15 protein-coding genes and 1 riboswitch are annotated in these 16,769 nt (G+C 61.6%); of the genes, 9 read left to right on the top strand and 6 right to left on the bottom strand.

All coding sequences use genetic code 11. The annotated features are described in order from the left end of the window. The first annotated feature begins 19 nt into the window (after positions 1-19). Positions 20-847: a TolB family protein gene (locus AX760_RS19065; protein ID WP_071834567.1), complete on the top strand. Its 828-nt coding sequence runs from the start codon at positions 20-22 to the stop codon at positions 845-847. Positions 848-971: 124 nt separating this feature from the next. Further along, positions 972-1,772, top strand: coding sequence for an NYN domain-containing protein (locus AX760_RS19060; protein WP_071834566.1), 801 nt, complete (start codon positions 972-974; stop codon positions 1,770-1,772). Between the two features lie 92 nt (positions 1,773-1,864). Here the strand turns inward: AX760_RS19060 and AX760_RS19055 are convergent, their stop codons facing one another. Then, entirely contained in the window at positions 1,865-2,890 is a 1,026-nt protein-coding gene (locus tag AX760_RS19055; RefSeq protein WP_071834565.1) for a LacI family DNA-binding transcriptional regulator, read from the bottom strand. A 103-nt stretch (positions 2,891-2,993) separates the two neighbouring features. On the opposite strand from AX760_RS19055, the gene AX760_RS19050 reads away from it, so the two are divergent. The 3 genes from AX760_RS19050 to bluB all read left to right on the top strand — a co-directional run bounded on the left by AX760_RS19050 (position 2,994) and on the right by bluB (position 6,045). Continuing rightward, positions 2,994-4,187 (top strand): phytanoyl-CoA dioxygenase family protein, encoded by a 1,194-nt coding sequence (locus tag AX760_RS19050; protein WP_071834564.1) that lies wholly within the window; start codon positions 2,994-2,996, stop codon positions 4,185-4,187. Between the two features lie 29 nt (positions 4,188-4,216). Further along, complete coding sequence (locus AX760_RS19045) at positions 4,217-5,038, top strand: SDR family oxidoreductase (RefSeq protein ID WP_071834563.1); 822 nt, start codon at positions 4,217-4,219, stop codon at positions 5,036-5,038. Positions 5,039-5,096: 58 nt separating this feature from the next. Further along, positions 5,097-5,305: riboswitch (cobalamin riboswitch) on the top strand. A 68-nt stretch (positions 5,306-5,373) separates the two neighbouring features. Beyond that, positions 5,374-6,045: a 5,6-dimethylbenzimidazole synthase gene (gene bluB / locus AX760_RS19040; protein WP_425348876.1), complete on the top strand. Its 672-nt coding sequence runs from the start codon at positions 5,374-5,376 to the stop codon at positions 6,043-6,045. Between the two features lie 4 nt (positions 6,046-6,049). Here the strand turns inward: bluB and AX760_RS19035 are convergent, their stop codons facing one another. From AX760_RS19035 to AX760_RS19020, 4 genes are all read right to left on the bottom strand, one after another. Further along, complete coding sequence (locus AX760_RS19035) at positions 6,050-7,090, bottom strand: DUF2865 domain-containing protein (protein WP_245295056.1); 1,041 nt, start codon at positions 7,088-7,090, stop codon at positions 6,050-6,052. 236 nt (positions 7,091-7,326) lie between these two features. Next, entirely contained in the window at positions 7,327-7,971 is a 645-nt protein-coding gene (locus AX760_RS19030; RefSeq protein ID WP_071834560.1) for an acyl-homoserine-lactone synthase, read from the bottom strand. 171 nt (positions 7,972-8,142) lie between these two features. Then, on the bottom strand, positions 8,143-8,880 hold the full coding sequence (locus AX760_RS19025) for a helix-turn-helix transcriptional regulator (RefSeq protein ID WP_071834559.1): 738 nt from the start codon (positions 8,878-8,880) through the stop codon (positions 8,143-8,145). Positions 8,881-9,026: 146 nt separating this feature from the next. Further along, positions 9,027-11,339, bottom strand: coding sequence for an NADP-dependent malic enzyme (locus AX760_RS19020; RefSeq protein ID WP_071834558.1), 2,313 nt, complete (start codon positions 11,337-11,339; stop codon positions 9,027-9,029). A 199-nt stretch (positions 11,340-11,538) separates the two neighbouring features. On the opposite strand from AX760_RS19020, the gene AX760_RS19015 reads away from it, so the two are divergent. Continuing rightward, the gene (locus AX760_RS19015; protein ID WP_071834557.1) at positions 11,539-12,378 is read left to right on the top strand and encodes a UDP-2,3-diacylglucosamine diphosphatase; all 840 of its coding nucleotides are present in this window, start codon (positions 11,539-11,541) and stop codon (positions 12,376-12,378) included. Between the two features lie 82 nt (positions 12,379-12,460). Beyond that, a complete protein-coding gene (locus AX760_RS19010) occupies positions 12,461-13,681 on the top strand; it encodes an MFS transporter (protein WP_071834556.1) in 1,221 nt (406 codons plus the stop codon). Here the strand turns inward: AX760_RS19010 and dgcA are convergent. Next, positions 13,633-14,616, bottom strand: coding sequence for an N-acetyl-D-Glu racemase DgcA (gene dgcA, locus AX760_RS19005; RefSeq protein ID WP_071834555.1), 984 nt, complete (start codon positions 14,614-14,616; stop codon positions 13,633-13,635). The two genes, AX760_RS19010 and dgcA, sit on opposite strands and share 49 nt — an antisense overlap. Positions 14,617-14,733: 117 nt before the next feature. Here dgcA and AX760_RS19000 point away from each other — a divergent pair, with 117 nt between their 5' ends. Next, positions 14,734-15,912 (top strand): ABC transporter permease, encoded by a 1,179-nt coding sequence (locus tag AX760_RS19000; protein WP_425348872.1) that lies wholly within the window; start codon positions 14,734-14,736, stop codon positions 15,910-15,912. A 17-nt stretch (positions 15,913-15,929) separates the two neighbouring features. Beyond that, entirely contained in the window at positions 15,930-16,742 is an 813-nt protein-coding gene (locus AX760_RS18995) for an ABC transporter ATP-binding protein (RefSeq protein WP_071834554.1), read from the top strand. Positions 16,743-16,769: the final 27 nt, after the last annotated feature.

The raw sequence follows: 16,769 nt of genomic DNA, 5'->3' as shown, positions 1-16,769 counted from the left end.
GGGTCGAAGGGTTTCAGGCATGCGCAGTTCCGTCGAACTCTATGATATCCGGACTGGCGAGACGCGTATCGTCTGGCAGACGGAGCGGCTGGTCGAGGCACCGAATTTTGCGCCGGATGGCCAGTCGCTGATCATCAATGGCGACGGGCTTCTGTATCGCCTGCCGCTCGACGGTGGAGAGCCGATACGCATCGACACGGGATTTGCGGTCAATTGCAACAATGACCACGGCATGTCGCCGGATGGCACAAGGATCGTCATCAGCGACAAGACGGAATTCGGCAAGTCGACCATCTACACGCTGCCTTCAGGTGGCGGCGTGCCGGAACGGGTGACGCAGAACCTGCCGTCCTACTGGCATGGCTGGTCGCCGGACGGGACAAGGCTTGCCTATTGCGGCATCCGCGACGACATATTCGACATCTATACAATCCCGGTCGAAGGCGGCGCCGAAACGCGGCTGACCTTTGGCGAGGGCCGCAATGACGGGCCTGACTATGCGCCGGACGGGCAATGGATCTATTTCAACTCCAGCCGAACGGGTCGAATGCAGATCTGGCGCGTCCGGCCCGACGCATCCGAGGTGCAGCGCATCACCGACAGCGAATTCGGTGACTGGTTTGCGCACCCGTCTCCCGATGGCCGTCACCTTCTCGTCCTGTCCTACGACGCAGACGTCTTCGATCACCCGCGCGACTGCAATGTGCGGCTCCGGCTGATGGATCCGGACGGCGGGAATGCCCGTGTCCTGATTGCGCTGTTTGGCGGGCAGGGCACGATCAATGTCCCCAACTGGTCGCCAAGTGGCCAGGAGTTCGCTTTCGTGCGCTATGCGCCTGCGGCGTGATGCGTCGGTGCCGGGATGCGCTATATTGACAACTCAGGGTTAACCATGCTGGAAGGTAATATGGCCCCTTGATTGCATCATTGATACGTATTTCTCATGCTGAAGCAAAGCCGGGGAATGTGTCGTGGAACGAGAGAAAAACAGGGTAGCCGTCCTCATCGACGCCGAGAATGTTTCGCATCTGCATGCCAAGCCGATATTCGACGACATCGAAATGCTGGGGCCAACGGTCGTTCGACGGGCCTACGGCAATTTCGCAAGCGGCCACGGCAAGGGATGGTTCTGCTGCCAAGGGAAATTTGCCCTTGACCTCGTGCAGGTGGGCGGTCTGTCTAGCCGAAAAAACGCATCCGATATCCGAATGGCGATCGATGCCATCGAGCTCTTGCGGTCTGCGGACGTCGATCACTTCTGCCTCGCGTCGGGTGACAGCGATTTCACGCCGCTTGCCGTCTATTTGCGGGCTGCAGGAAAGTCGGTAACAGGATATGGCGGCCAAAACGCTGCCGATTGCCTCCGCGAAGCCTGCAACCGGTTTGTGAATCTTATGCCGGCAAAACCGGAAAGGACCGCGTCGCCGGCCCCAAGTGTTGCCGCCAGTGCCGTCAAGGTGGTCGCGGTCCCAGGGCAATTTAAAAGCCTGGTGTTTGGGGTCTCGGGAAGGATGTCCGCGGATACTGGCGGCTGGTTTGCGGTCAGTGTTCTGGCGTCAAACCTGCGCCTCAATGACCCGACGTTCAGCGTCAAGACCTTCGGGTGCGCAACCCTTGGCAAAGCACTGAAGCAATTGCCGGGGCTCTGCTTCGAGCAGCGGAAAAACGGGCTCTTCTACAAATTTCAGAATGCATCTGCCCCATCTCCATCCCCGAAAACGCACCACCTTTCCGTGGTTTCCACGTCGTCCATTCCCATCCTGCGTGCTTGACCGACGTGCCGGTCTTGCTGAACGTGCCGATCCGGATGCAAGCGCGATTGTCTTGGGGCTGATGACGGACATTCTGGCGGCCAAATCGAACGTCATCCGATCCGGGCCGGAATATTATAAGGGGTTATCACTTCCACCGCTGAAAGCCGGGAGCCCTGCGCGGGCCGGGGACGTTGGCGATTGAGGATGGCGCGGAAAACCGTCTGGACATCCGTCTTCAGGTCATGATGCAGGACGAAGTGGATGGCGCCTTCGCGCAGCAGAGCCAGGTTTTCGGCGTCAAGATCATGGGCGATGTAGATGCCGCAGGAGCGGCCGGCGGCCTTGAAGGCGGCCACCACGGCGCGGTTGCCGCCGCCGATCGAATAGGCGGCGTTGATGCCTGGATGAGACGCCAGCGCCTTTGCCGCCAGCGCGCCGGTTGCCGCGTCGTGGCCATAGCCCTCGCTGATCTCGACCAGATTGGCCTGCGGATAGCGGTCGCGCAACGTGCGCCGAAAGCCGATCTCCCGTTCCTCCTCGCCGCGAAACCGGTTGCTCGACAGTGTCACGAGCACGGTCGCCGGTGCGCCTGCGACACGTTCGCCGATCAGGTAGGCTGCGGTTTCGCCAGCGGCGCGATTGTCGGCGCCGGCATAGGCCGTACGCGGCGCATTGGGAAGGTCGGTGACCAGTGTCACCACGGGAATGCCGGCCTGTTCGAGCCTGACCACCGCAAGGCTGACTTCCGGCACATCGGGTGCCTTGAGCACGATGCCATCGGTGCCGCGCAGGCGGATACGGTCGAGATGGCTGACGATGTCCTGCGCTCGCATCGTCTCGGAAAAATGGAAACGTGAGCGAAAGACGCTCGGCATGAAGGTGGCGGCTTCGCTTTCAAACGCCTGGCGGACCGTTTCGGTAAACCGCGCCGGTGCTTCCATGACGACGTCGATGGCGAATTTCCGGCTCTGCACCTCAAGGCCGCCCTGCTGTTTTTCCAACTCGCCGATCGCTGCACGCACGCGCTGCTCGGTCTGCCGGCGCACGCCTGCGCGACCGTTCAGGACCCGGTCGACGGTCGCTGTCGATACACCCGCCTGAAACGCGATGTCCTTGACCAGAAAATCATGCGCCATCGACGGGCCGTCCTGATGGTTTTTTGATGGGTTTCTGCTCTATAACAGCTTTCCGCCCGGCGTATAGTCCCGTCATCGAACGCATCCGACGGGAGGACCAGGGATGAAGACGGACAATGACGCACAAAAGCGCAAGGACAGGGTGTGGCTGACGGAGGCCGCCTGCGACATCGAGGATTTTCGCGCGCTGGTCGAGCGCAACACGCAGCTCGGTGACTATCCGCATGCCATGGCTGTGGAAAAGAACGTGCTGCTCTATGACGGCAAGGCCGTGATGGCGGCGGCGGAAACGCCGGAGGGGCGTCTTGCCGTGCTGGCCGAAATCTGCGAGGCGTTTTCGCGCGGTCCTGGCGTTGTCGTCATCAAGCAGGCCTATGTCGACACCGGCATCCTTGATGCGGCCAGCGCGATATTCGACGCCATCATCAACGAGCAACACCGGACGAACACCGGCGGCGGCGATCACTTTGCCAAGCCCGGCGCCAATGACCGGATCTGGAATTCGCTTGAAAAGCATTGTTTGAGGGATCCTGAGAATTTCGCGGCCTATTATGGCAATGCGCTGATCGCGCTGGCCAGCGAAGCCTGGCTCGGCCCGGGCTATCAGATGACCGCGCAGGTCAATCGCGTCAATCCGGGCGGCGCCGCCCAATCGGCGCATCGCGACTATCATCTGGGCTTCCAGACGTCGGCGGTGATCGAAACCTATCCGGCGCATGTCCACCGCTTGTCGCCGGCGCTGACGCTGCAGGGGGCCGTTGCCCATTGCGACATGCCGCTCGAGAGTGGACCGACGCTGTTCCTGCCGTTCAGCCAGGCTTACGAGCCGGGCTATCTCGCCTTGAAGCGCGCGGAGTTCCGCGACTATTTCGATCGCCATCACGTGCAACTGGCGCTGCAGAAAGGCGACCTCGTGTTTTTCAACCCGGCGCTGTTTCATGCGGCCGGTACCAACCGCTCGCAGGACATCAAGCGCGTCGCCAACCTCCTGCAGGTTTCGTCGGCCTTCGGGCGGGCGATGGAAACGGTCAACCGCGAACGGATGAGCGGCGTGCTCTATCCGGCGCTGAAAGTGATGCTGGCCGAAGGGCGGTTGTTACCGGGAGAGGTCGACTGCGCCATCGCCGCATGCGCGGAAGGCTACTCCTTCCCGACCAATCTTGACCGCGATCCGCCGGTCGGCGGGCTGGCACCGAAAACCCAGGCGCAACTGATGCACCAGGCTCTGGCCGAGGGCTGGGAGGTAGAGGCCTTCGTCTCCGCGCTGGCGCAACAGGCCGACAAGAAGCACAGCTGAACCGGAATAACGAACAGGGAAGAGATGCAATGACCAAGGATTATGGCCGGATGGATGGCCGGATTGCCATCGTGACGGGCGGCACGCAGGGGCTGGGCGCAACGATTGCCGGACTTTTCGCGGAAAGGGGCGCGGCCGGCGTGGTGATTTGCGGGCGCAATGCCAGCAAGGGCGAAGCCAAGGCATCAGAAATCGCCACGGCGACGGGATGCCGTGTGATCTACGTCCAGGCCGATCTGGAAAAGGTCGAGGATGCCGGCAAGGTGGTTGCCGCCTGCGATACCGAGTTTGGTCGCGTCGATGCGCTGGTCAATGCTGCTGCAATCACCGATCGCGGCACCATTCTCGATACCAGCCCGGAACTTTTCGATCGCATGTTTGCAATCAACGTGCGCGCGCCGTTCTTCCTGATGCAGGAAGCCATCAAGCTGATGCGCCGGGAAAAGACCGAGGGCACGATCGTCAACATCGGCTCGATGTCGGCCAAGGCGGGACAGCCCTTCATCAGCGCCTATTGCGCGTCGAAGGGCGCGCTGGAGACGCTGACCAAGAACACCGCCTATGCGGTGTTGCGCAACCGCATCCGGGTCAACGGCCTGAACATCGGCTGGATGGCATCCGAGGGCGAGGATCGGATCCAGCGGGAATTCCACGGCGCACCCGCCGACTGGCTGGAGACGGCGGCTGCGAGCCAGCCCTTCGGCCGGCTGGTCGATCCCGCCGAAGTCGCCCGCGCCTGCGCCTATCTGTCGTCGCCCGAATCCGGACTGATGACGGGCTCTGTCATCTGCTTCGACCAGTCGATCTGGGGTGCCTATGACGGGTCGCCGCATCCCGACGCGCCGATCTGAGCAAGGCCAGCGCTTGGCAGCCGGTTTCGCTTCGCCTTGATTTCGCTTTTGGGCTGTGACCATATCCATGGCGTCAGGTGCCTGCGCAAGCGGGAGAATCGGGAATCCGGCGAACATCCGGAACGTGCCCAACGCTGTGACGGGGACGATCGTACCAGAGGGAATGCGCATGTGCCCGGCCCGTGCCACTGGACCCGCAGGGGGCCGGGAAGGCGGTGCGATCGGTTGATCCGCAGTCAGAAGACCGGCCTGACATGATAGACTGGACCCGTATGGACGGCGGGAGGTTTCGCATTGTTGGGGATCAAACGATGCCATCCGAACGCAAAGACCGCATGGTCGAGGCGCAGGCCTTCTCCTGTGCAGACAAGGACGCCGTCTATCGTGCCATCGAAACCCGCCGCGACGTGCGCGACCAGTTCCTGAGCGCGCCACTGACTGAGGATGTCGTGCGACGGCTTCTGTCGGCGGCCCACAGCGCGCCGTCCGTCGGCTTCATGCAGCCGTGGAATTTCATTTTGGTGCGCGACGCTGCGACACTGGCTAGGGTCCATGAAGCCTTCAGCCTCGCCAATGAAGAAGCGGCGCTGATGTTTGAGGGGGCTGCACAGGACCGATACCGCACCCTGAAACTCGAGGGTATTCGCAAGGCGCCGCTGAGCATCTGCGTCACCTGTGACCCGACGCGCGGCGGCAGCGTCATTCTCGGGCGCACCCACAATCCGCGGATGGACGCCTATTCGACGGTCTGTGCCGTACAGAACCTCTGGCTGGCGGCCCGGGCGGAAGGCGTCGGTGTCGGGTGGGTGAGCATTTTCCGGGATCGCGATATCCGCGACATTCTCGGTATTCCGGACCATGTCGAGATCATCGCCTGGCTGTGCCTGGGCTATTTCGACGCGCTGTATGCGGAGCCGGAACTGGCGGTGAAGGGGTGGCGACAACGTTTACCACTGGAGGAGCTGGTCTTCGAAGGGCGCTGGGGCGCGGGCGTATCCGCCGATTGAAAAATCAGTTGCTCTGGACCTGCTGGTAGCCGGGTCCCGTCGGATGCTTGAGATCGATCGCCGATTCCTGTGGCGGCAGAAAGGTTGGACCAACAACCCTGACCTTGGCATCGCCGGGATTGTAGGGCCGGTCCTCGACGATAGCGACAGACTTCTGTTTTGCCGCAGGCGCGGTCACCGCGATGATGGACGCCCCATCCGCCGGCAGGCTTTGCCTGGCGGTCACAGGCTGATCGACGCCAGATCCGGTAACGGTGGCCGGCTTGCAGCCGCATTGTCCGGCCTGGCGAAGATCGCGGGTGCGATAGGCAAAGGCCGTCGGCAGGTCGGTATAGGGCTGGCCAGTCCTGGCCGAGACCATCTGATCGGTCTCTTCCGTCGTGAGCGCGTGATAATAGAGCTCGGTCTCTGCCCCCGGGCACCGGCGCTCGCAAGCGGCGCCATCGCGCTGGAAATCGGCAGGCGTCGCATTCGACGAGATCGGGAAGAAGGCGCCGTCGCAGGTTCGCACGCACAGGGTGCGCAGGGTGCCGTTGCCGCCGATCGACGGGATGTCGAGATCGGCGACGTCGGCACTGCCGCGCAACATCGAGAATGTCTCTCCGGCCTTCGGGATATCGCTGAGAATATTACGGTGGATTTCAGGCTCGGACGTCGATGCGTTGATCACGGCCTCCTGTTCTTCAAAACAGCGATTGACGTCCAGCGCCGCGACGATCCGCCGGCGGTTGACGTCGTTGTCGCCGCCGGAAACCATGTGCTGGCGGCGCGCCTTCAGCGTGTCCAGATCGCTTTCCATCTGCTCGATGGTGGTTTCGATGCTGTCGCAAGCCTCGGCATTCGGCCCACCGATGATGATGATGCTGCCCGAACTGCAGCCGAGCCGGCGCCGATCGTTGCGGGCCTTGCGCAGGACCAGGTTCTGCCTTGAAATGGCGGTGGTATAATCGCGGGCACTGGCATTGCTGGCAATGATTTTCGGCAGGTTCGCAAGACGCGCATTCAGCCTGTCGCAGACGGCTGACGCCTGTGCAGTCACGCTCATCGTTAAGAATAGCGGCAGGACAAACGCCGCAAGAGCTGCCGAACGGGTTAACACGTGTTTCATCTCTCGTCTGAGCGAGCCGCAGCGCAGCCCAGCGGCGCGCGCCGCGTCGTTTTAAAGCCTGGTCCATCATACCGGCATTTGCCGAGGGCGCAACGCGATCGCCGACTTTACGTTAACGTCGGCGGCCTACCTGTGGATCGGGCGGGCAGCATGCGCGACCCGCCCGACAGGTATCAGGCGGCGCGTGCCATCTCCAGCGACATCGGCGCAGCCAGCACCGATCCGTTGATCTGTGCAACGGACTTCATCGTGTCGAGCAACGCGTCGGTTACCGCCCAGGCGACGGCGACGGCATGCACCGATCCGATCCGCTGCGGCTCGCCGATGCGCTCGCCCGGGCATCCCATCCGCCGGAACATGCGCTCGAGAAAGACATCGGTCACCGTGACCACATGGCTGAGACGAGAGGCGAGCCCGAGCTCGCCGACACCGCACATCAATTCGGCTGCGGCGATCGTGACCTGATTGGAAGCCCTGTCCTGCGAAATCTCCGGGTCGATGCAGAAACGGCTGGATTCCCAGACGGAGGCGCTGCGGATCTGCGGGGTGTCTCCCAGCAGGGTTGGAAACGTGTCGTCCAGCATGTTCGGCCCCAGCGTCGGCAGCAACCGCAGCGATCCGCGCAGCCGTCCGGTTTCGTCATCGTAGGAGAGGACGTAGAGCGGATTGGCTTCATCGTAATTGTCAATCTCCCAGGCCCCGCGCACCGTTACCTCCCATTTCAAAAGGTCGTGGAAGACACGCTTGCGCAGGCGGAACATGGCGTCCATTTCCTGCGGATGGTGCTTGCTGTTTTTGGTGTTGAAAATCCTGATCATTTTACGCTCCTGTCACAGGTTGTGAGGGGGCGATGCTGTCAGGGATGGTTGTGCGGCAAAACTGTCGGTAGTGACAGGTTATGGATGCACGTCAAAATGACATAGGATGCGACTGGGGCGAACCATGGCAGTCGGACGCAGGGTTGACGGCGGAAAAAAGCGGGGAGACGCTCAGGAAACCGGGATCAAGGCGTGTCGCATGGCCTGGGCGACCGCCTGTGTGTTGGAAACCACATTCAACTTGCGACGGGCATTGGTCATGAAGAAGCGGACGGTCCGCTCGGTGATGCCGAGAATAGTGGCGATTTCCCAGTAGCTTTTGCCGGCGGCGGCCCAGCCAAGGACCTCCGTTTCCCTGTTGGTCAGGATAACAGACGCTGGGTGCTGGTCGCGGCGACGCGCGTCGCTTTCGAGCAGCGAGGCGTGGAACAGATTGGCGAGGAGCTGGAAATCCCGCAGGTGGCATCGCCGATAGCTCGCCCACTCGGCGGGCGCGACATCAGCCTGGATGACCAGCCTTGCGCACCGTCTTGCCGGCGCCGATAGCGGCAGGATGATACCTTCCGGCGTCAGGCCGAAATGCAGTGCCGCCTGAAACAGGGTTTCGCTAGCCGGATAGCGTTTGCGGCTGTCGGCCAGATCGACGGGTCTGATGTCACCCGATGCCATGCGCAGCACAGCGTCGATACAACCTGCATTCCTGTCGCGGTAAACCTCCGGGAGATCGGCTTCAAACGTGTGGCACAAGCGATGAACACGAAAGCCGCGCGGAAGGAGCTCCACATCGATATACAGCAGATTTTCAATGTTGAAAGTGCTGCGCATCAGGGCGAAAAACCGTTTCGGTTCAACGGCTCTTTCGCTTTCCATAATGTCCAGCAGGTCAAAAAACGCCTGTTGGTCAGCCATGCTGAAATACCCTTTTATTTTATGGGTTTCAGCATGGTAACGGTTTTACGCTTTGTCCAGTGCAATTTTGAGTACATTAAGAATTTTCGACTTTATGCAATTTAGGGTTGCATAAAGTCGCGATTCTGCGCTGACATTGCCGATTGTTATTCCGGGTAGGACGCCTCGACCACGGCCAGGGCCGCCATGTTGACGACGCCGCGCGAGGTCACCGACGGGGAGAGGATATGGGCGGGCAGGGCAGTTCCCAGCAGGATTGGGCCGACATGCAGGCTGTCTGTCATTGTCTTGACGACGCCGAGCGTGATGTTGGCGGCATCGAGATTGGGGAAGACGAGCAGGTTGGCTTCGCCGGCCAGCGTCGAATTCGGCATGACGCGTCTGCGCAGGATTTCGGAGATTGCGGAATCGCCGTGCATCTCGCCGTCGGCTTCGAGGTCGGGGGCCAGTTCGCGGACGATCTGTATGGCACGGCGCATCTTGAAAGCGCTCTCGGAATCGCGCGAGCCGAAATTGGAATGGGAGACCAGCGCGGCACGCGGCGTGATGCCGAAGCGGCGGATTTCCTGCGCCGCCATCACCGTCTTCTGGGCGATTTCCTCTGCCGTCGGATTGAAGGTGACATAGGTGTCGGTAAGGAAGGTCGCACCCCGCTGCGAGATCAAAAGGCTGAGCGCCGAAAAGTCGAGCACGCCTTTGCGCATGCCGATGATCTGCGACACATCGCGCAGGTGGCGGCTGTAGCGTCCCTCGACGCCGCAGATCAGGGCATCCGCCTCGCCGCGCTTGACGGCCAGCGCACCGATCACCGTCTGGTTGGTTCGCACAATGGTGCGGGCGGCTTCCGGGATGACACCGAGCCGGCCGACCAGCGCGAAATATTCCTCGACATAATCGCGGAAACGCGGGTCGCCTTCGGGATTGACCACTTCAAAATCCGTATCGGGGCGGATGCGCAGGCCGTAACGCTTCAGCCGCGATTCGATGATCTGCGGGCGACCGATCAGGATGGGACGTGCCGTGCCGTCTTCCAGAAGCACCTGGGCGGCGCGCAGCACGCGCTCGTCCTCGCCTTCGGCGAAGATCACCCGGTTCTTCTGGGCATTCTTGGCGGCCGCGAAAATCGGCTTCATGATGAAGCCGGAGCGGAAAACGAAGCGATTCAACTGATCGAGATAGGCGTCGAAATCGGCAATCGGCCGGTCGGCAACGCCACTGTCGGCCGCAGCCTTGGCGACGGCTGGGGCAATGCGCAGGATCAGCCGCTGGTCGAAGGGCGAGGGTATGAGGTAATCGGGCCCGAAAATCGGCGTTTCGCCGGAATATGCACGCGCGGCGACGTCGGACGGCTCTTCGCGGGCCAGCGCTGCAATGGCGCGCACCGCCGCCATCTTCATTTCCTCGTTGATCGTCCGGGCGCCGCAATCCAGTGCGCCGCGGAAGATATAGGGGAAACACAGGACATTGTTGACCTGATTGGGGAAATCGGAGCGGCCGGTACAGATCATGGCATCCGGGCGGGCGGCGCGCGCCAGTTCCGGCATGATTTCCGGGTTGGGATTGGCCAGCGCCATAATCAGCGGCTTTTCGGCCATCTGCACCAGGAGTTCCGGTTTCAGCACGCCAGCGGCGGACAGGCCGAGGAACACGTCGGCACCACGGATACTGTCGGCCAGCACGCGGTTTTCGCTGTCCTGCGCATAGACTGACTTCCACTGGTCCATCAGGACCTCGCGACCGCTATAGACCAGGCCCTCGAGATCATGAACCCAGATGTTTTCGCGCTGGGCGCCAAGCGTCACCAGGAGATTGAGGCAGGCAAGGGCCGCTGCGCCGGCGCCGGATGTGACGATCTTTGCCTTGGCAATGTCCTTGCCGGCCAGTTCCAGGCCGTTGAGGATGGCGGCCGCAACGATGATCGCCGTGCCGTGCTGGTCGTCATGGAAAACAGGGATATCCATCTTCTCACGCAGCCGGCGCTCGACCTCGAAACATTCCGGCGCCTTGATGTCTTCCAGATTGATGCCGCCGAAGGTCGGCTCGAGCGCGGAGATGACGTCGACCATCCGGTCGATTTCCGGGGCGTCGATCTCGATGTCGAAGACGTCGATGCCGGCAAACTTCTTGAAAAGAACGGCCTTGCCTTCCATCACAGGCTTGGACGCCAGGGGGCCAATATTGCCGAGCCCGAGCACGGCCGTGCCGTTGGAGATCACCGCGACAAGATTGGCACGGGCCGTATAATCTGCAGCGGTTGCCGGGTTGTCGCGGATCGCCAGGCAGGGGGCTGCCACGCCGGGGGAATAGGCAAGCGCCAGGTCGCGCTGGTTGCCGAGCGGCTTGGTTGGCTGGATCTCGAGCTTGCCCGGCCGTGGATACCGGTGGAAGAACAGCGCCTGCGCATCAAGATCGCCGCTTTCGGGAACCTGTGGATTGTTTGCCTTGTCGCCGGTGTCCATGCTCGATCCTCAGCTTTTCATTCGCGGCTCTTTTTGCATGAAAAAAACCCGGCGTATAGTTTCGAACGGCCATTTTACCCATGCGCTTGCCTCTTGGCTGCACGATAGACGGATGCGGGCCGGGTGCGCTGTCATTCTCCTGAAACAAGAGTCTGGTTTTGAGAGCGGACCCTAAGTCCGAGATAACCGCGAGGCAGGCATGACAGCCAAAACAAATCCGTCATCCACCCGTCATTACAAAACCCTGTTCATTTCAGATGTGCATCTGGGCTCCAAGGCAGCAAAGACCGATTATCTGCTCGATTTCCTGCGGCTGCACGATGCCGATACCATTATTCTGGTTGGCGATATCGTCGATGGATGGCGCCTGAAGCGCAACTGGTACTGGCCACAGGCGTGCAACGATGTTGTCCAGAAACTCTTGCGCAAGGCGCGCAAGGGCACCCGTGTCATTTATATCCCCGGCAATCACGACGAATTCATGCGGGACTTTCCAGGCCTGCACTTCGGTGGCATCGAAGTGGTGCAGCGCCACATGCACGAAGGCGCCGATGGCCGCCGCTACCTGGTTCTGCATGGCGACGAGTTCGACGTCGTCGTGCGCAATGCGCGGCTGCTCGCCTATCTCGGTGACTGGGCCTACGACATGGTGATCGTTATCAATATCGGACTGTCTGCCGTGCGCCGCCGTCTCGGCATGCCCTACTGGTCGTTTTCCGCCTGGGCCAAGCAGCAGGTCAAGCATGCGGTGAATTTCATCGGCGAGTTCCAGCGCGTGGTGGCGGACGAAGCCCGTCGCGCCGATGCCGATGGCGTGATCTGCGGGCATATCCACCATGCCGTCATCGAAGATATCGGCGGTATCCGCTACATCAACACCGGAGACTGGGTGGAGAGCTGCACCGCAGTTGCCGAGCATGAGGACGGGACGATGGAACTGCTCACCTGGCAGCAGGTCCGGAGCCTTCCGGTCGAGCGCGAAGATACGTCTGAAGTCGAACAGCTGATGACGCGTGCACTTTCGCAACATGCGGCCTGAAAAATCGCTGTAGGGAATTCTGGCATCTGGCAGCGGGACGGGCGCTTGTGATAGGCCTTTTGTCTGTTCATCAGGTCTTTTTATGATTCCTCCCTCCTCGGTCCCGTTTCGTCAGGATGCGCCTGCACATTTTGCCGTGCGCACCGCTCTCCTTTTCTGTGCCCCGCTGATCGTCAACGGGTTCGCCATGCCGTATTTTCCGGTCTGGCTGAGCACGCTTTCGCTGAACGATTTCGAAATCGGCATCATTCTCGCCGTGCCGTTGTTTGTCCGCGTGATCACCGCGCCGCTTGTCGGCTTGCTCGCCGATCGCATAGGCGAGCGGGCCAAGGTCCTTGTCTGGTCGGCCATGCTGTCGCTTTTGACGGCGCTTGCGCTTTTTGTGTCGCACAGCTTCTGGTTCGTTCTGATCGTCTACGCGCTGCAGGGGGCCGTCTATTCGCCCTATGTGCCGATCGTCGAGGCCATCGCCTTGACCGGTGTGCGCCGTTGGCAATTCGATTATGGCCAGATGCGGCTCTGGGGCTCGGTCGCCTTCATCGGCGCAACCATGCTCGGCGGCGTGATGATCGGTGCCTATGGCGGCGACATGGTGCTGCCGGCGATGGCGGGCGGTTTTCTCCTGACGATCGCCATGGCCATCGCCGCCCCCAGGGTCGGCCGACCGCGGCGGCCGTCACCGGTGGCGACGCTGACATCGCCGCCGCCCCGGGCCCTGCGTGCAAGGGACCTGCAACTGCTTTTGATCGGCGTCACGCTGGTCAATGCCAGCCATGCCATGCTGTTTGCCTTCTCGGCGATCTACTGGCAGCATATCGGTTTTTCGGGCACAGAAATCGGCCTGCTGTGGAGTGCCGGCGTGCTTGCCGAAATCGTCATGTTCGTCTTCACCAAGGCGATCACACGCCGTTTCAGCATCTGGACGATGATTTTTTCCGGCTGCATCCTGGCCGTGGTGCGCTGGCTGATCTTCCCGATGTCGCTTGGCTTCTGGGGCTATTTCGTGCTGCAGTGTTTCCACGCCTTCACCTATGCGATCATGCACACAGGCATGCAGAACCGTCTGGTGCAGCGGGTGCCCGAGGAGCAGGAAACGTCGGCGCAGGGGCTCTATTTCTTCTACACCGGCTTCTTCACCGCGGTTGTCACCGTTGCCGCCGGATATCTTTACAGCTGGTTCGGTGTCGACGGCTTTTACGCCATGTCGCTCGTGGCGCTGGCCGGCTGTGGTTTTGCTGCCGCGTCGTTCCTGCTTCAGCCCCAGAGATCGCTTCCCGGCGGAAAGACGAGCGAGGCTTCATAGCGAAGGCCGGGCTCTCTGTCGCGTGCCAGGAGCAGGGGGCCGTCGAGGTCGACAAAATCTGCGCCCTGCGCCAGAAGGACGGCGGGCGCCATCGCCAGCGAGGTGCCGACCATGCAGCCGATCATGGTTTTCAGCCCCAGCGTCCTGGCGGCGTCGCGCATCTGCAGCGCTTCGGTCAGGCCTCCCGTCTTGTCGAGCTTGATGTTGATCGCATCATAGCGCGTGCAAAGGGCAGCAAGATCCGCTGTGTGGTGGGCGCTCTCGTCGGCGCAGACAGGGATCGGACGGGCGATCGAGGCGAGCGCCTCGTCCTTGCCCGCCGGTAGTGGTTGCTCGATCAGCAGCACGCCAGCCTCGGCGCAGATTGCGAAGTGCCGGGCGAGATTGTCCGGCGTCCAGCCTTCATTGGCGTCGAGAAGAATGCCGCTGTCGGGTGCGGCCCGGCGCACGGCGCGAATGCGCGGTCCGTCATCATCCGTTCCGACCTTCACCTTCAAAAGCGCCCGGTGGGCGTTTTGGGCGGCCTGTGCGGCCATCGTCTCCGGTTCGTCCAGCGAAATCGTATAGGCGGTCGTCAGCGGACCGGGTGCTTGCAGGCCGGCAATGACATAGGCGGGCTCGCCGCTGGTCTTGGCTTCCAGATCCCAAAGCGCGCAGTCGATCGCATTGCGGGCGGCGCCGGGTTTCATCGCTTCCCGCAAGCCTTGCCGGTCGATGCCGTTTTCGACGAGCGGGCGTGCCGCCTCGATTGCAGCCATGACGCCGTCGATGGTTTCGCCGTAGCGACCATAGGGTACGCATTCACCCCTGCCACTTCTTCCACCTGTCGTGATCGTACAGGTCACCACCGATGCGACGGTTTTCGAGCCGCGCGAAATCGTGAACTGGCCTGCAATCGGGAAGTGCTCGACGGCACAATGAAGGGAAATTGTCATGAAACTTCTCCGGAGTTTGGCCGTTCATGCTAGCGGATTGCACGGACGATGCTATCCATCGGTGACAGACGTGCGCCAAGCGGCTATGAGTCGCTGATGTTTTATCAAATGTAGCCCTTGCTGGAAGACCTCATCGACGTGACGCGTTCCCATGCCCCGACCGATGCAGACGTTGCAATCGAAGATGGTCCTGACCAGACAGGACGCGTTTATCGGTTCAGCGGTGACTGGCGCAATCGTTCGGTAAGCGCCATGGCCGACCGCCTGAACGGCATGGGCGGCGAGACGGCGAGCGGCACCATTGTCTTCGATTTCACCGACGTCACCGCCATGGATACGGCCGGAGCCTGGCTGATCCGGCGCTTTATGGGCAGGCTTGGCGAAGGTCAAGCCGAGGTGCAGCTTTCCGGCGACAAGCCGCGGTTCATCGAGCTGGTCAACGCTCTGCCGGAAAAACTGCCTGTCCCGGCACAGGACGATTCGAAAAAACCGGCTCTGTTCGAGCGGTTCTTCAAGCCGATCGGCAAGGCGGTGTCCTATACCTGGGACGATATCGTCGCCGCGATGTATATCCTGGGTTCCGCCGTTCGTGGCGCGCAAATGAAACTGGGGCGCCAGAGCGGCGTATCGCCGGCGGCAATCGTCAACCAGATCGACCGGATGGGCGTTCAGGCCGTGCCGATCATCACGCTGATGTCTTTCCTGATCGGCGCCATCATCGCGCAACAGGGCGCCTTCCAGCTGCGCTATTTCGGCGCCGAACTGTTTGTGGTCGATCTCGTCGGCATCCTGCAATTGCGCGAAATCGGCGTGCTCCTGACGGCGATCATGATCGCCGGTCGCTCGGGCAGCGCGATCACCGCCGAAATCGGCTCGATGAAGATGCGCGAGGAAATCGACGCGCTGAAGGTCATGGGTCTCAGCCCCGTCGGTATCCTTGTCTTTCCGCGCCTGGTCGCGCTGACGATCATCCTGCCGCTCCTGACGATCATCGCGAATTTCTCGGCGCTCACCGGCGCCGCTGTCGTCACCTGGAGCTATTCCGGCATCACCTTCGCCACATTCCTGGCGCGCCTGCAGGAGGCGGTGGATTTTTCCTCGGTGCTGGCCGGAATGATCAAGGCGCCGTTCATGGCGCTGATCATCGGCGTGGTGGCGGCTGTCGAAGGCATGAAAGTCGGCGGCAGCGCCGAATCGCTCGGCCGGCAGGTGACGTCTTCGGTGGTCAAATCGATCTTCGTGGTCATCCTCGTCGATGGCCTGTTCGCCATGTTCTATGCCGCGATCGATTTCTGATGGAGAAGGATCTGTCCATGACCGCGGAGACATCGGATGTGCAGGCACGGGGTGACGCAGAGGCAATCCTGTCCGTGCGTGACCTGACCGTCGGCTTCGGCTCCAACATCGTGCTCGAAAACCTCAATCTCGACATCTTCCGGGGCGAGATCCTCGGTTTTGTCGGCGCGTCCGGCACGGGAAAGTCGGTTCTGATGCGGACTGTGCTGCGGCTTCTGCCGCGTCGGGCCGGCTCGATCAAGATTCTTGGCGCGGAGTATGACGCTGTCAGCGATGCGGAGCGCGTCGAGCTCGACATGCGGCTGGGGGTGCTCTTCCAGCACGGCGCGCTTTTTTCATCGCTGACGGTGTTGGAAAACATTCAGGTCCCCATGCGCGAATATCTCGACATTCCGCAGGACCTGATGAACGAACTGGCGCGTCTGAAGATCGAACTTGTGGGCCTTGCACCCGAGGCAGCCAACAAGTTCCCGTCCGAGCTCTCCGGCGGCATGATCAAGCGCGCAGCTCTGGCACGGGCTCTGGCGCTCGACCCGGACCTGGTTTTCCTTGACGAGCCGACATCGGGCCTCGACCCGATCGGGGCTGCCGAGTTCGACGACCTGATTGCCAAACTGCGGGACACGTTGGGATTGACCGTGTATATGGTGACTCACGATCTCGACAGCCTGTTTTCTGTCTGTGACCGTATCGCCGTTCTCGGTCAGAAACGCGTTTTGGTCGAAGGGACGATCGAGGACATGCTGGCATTTGACGATGCGTGGGTGCAGGCCTATTTCCAGGGAAAGCGCGCCCGCTCGATCGTTCCGCAGGACAAACGAACGTCCTGACCTATTTGTACGCTTTGCCGGCGATCG

The sequence above is a fragment of the Pararhizobium antarcticum genome, assembly GCF_001885585.1.
GTDB classification, from domain to species: Bacteria; Pseudomonadota; Alphaproteobacteria; order Rhizobiales; family Rhizobiaceae; genus Pararhizobium; species Pararhizobium antarcticum.
This window is presented reverse-complemented; position numbering and strand designations above follow the sequence as displayed.

Excerpts from the sequence above, each read along its gene's own strand:
- AX760_RS19065 (WP_071834567.1), top strand. The coding sequence starts at position 20 with ATGCGCAGTTCCGTCGAACTCTATGATATCCGGACTGGCGAGACGCGT.
- AX760_RS19055 (WP_071834565.1), bottom strand. The coding sequence starts at position 2,890 with ATGGCGCATGATTTTCTGGTCAAGGACATCGCGTTTCAGGCGGGTGTA.
- AX760_RS19050 (WP_071834564.1), top strand. The coding sequence starts at position 2,994 with ATGAAGACGGACAATGACGCACAAAAGCGCAAGGACAGGGTGTGGCTG.
- AX760_RS19045 (WP_071834563.1), top strand. The coding sequence starts at position 4,217 with ATGACCAAGGATTATGGCCGGATGGATGGCCGGATTGCCATCGTGACG.
- bluB (WP_425348876.1), top strand. The coding sequence starts at position 5,374 with ATGGTCGAGGCGCAGGCCTTCTCCTGTGCAGACAAGGACGCCGTCTAT.
- AX760_RS19035 (WP_245295056.1), bottom strand. The coding sequence starts at position 7,090 with ATGAGCGTGACTGCACAGGCGTCAGCCGTCTGCGACAGGCTGAATGCG.
- AX760_RS19030 (WP_071834560.1), bottom strand. The coding sequence starts at position 7,971 with ATGATCAGGATTTTCAACACCAAAAACAGCAAGCACCATCCGCAGGAA.
- AX760_RS19025 (WP_071834559.1), bottom strand. The coding sequence starts at position 8,880 with ATGGCTGACCAACAGGCGTTTTTTGACCTGCTGGACATTATGGAAAGC.
- AX760_RS19020 (WP_071834558.1), bottom strand. The coding sequence starts at position 11,339 with ATGGACACCGGCGACAAGGCAAACAATCCACAGGTTCCCGAAAGCGGC.
- AX760_RS19015 (WP_071834557.1), top strand. The coding sequence starts at position 11,539 with ATGACAGCCAAAACAAATCCGTCATCCACCCGTCATTACAAAACCCTG.
- AX760_RS19010 (WP_071834556.1), top strand. The coding sequence starts at position 12,461 with ATGATTCCTCCCTCCTCGGTCCCGTTTCGTCAGGATGCGCCTGCACAT.
- dgcA (WP_071834555.1), bottom strand. The coding sequence starts at position 14,616 with ATGACAATTTCCCTTCATTGTGCCGTCGAGCACTTCCCGATTGCAGGC.
- AX760_RS18995 (WP_071834554.1), top strand. The coding sequence starts at position 15,930 with ATGACCGCGGAGACATCGGATGTGCAGGCACGGGGTGACGCAGAGGCA.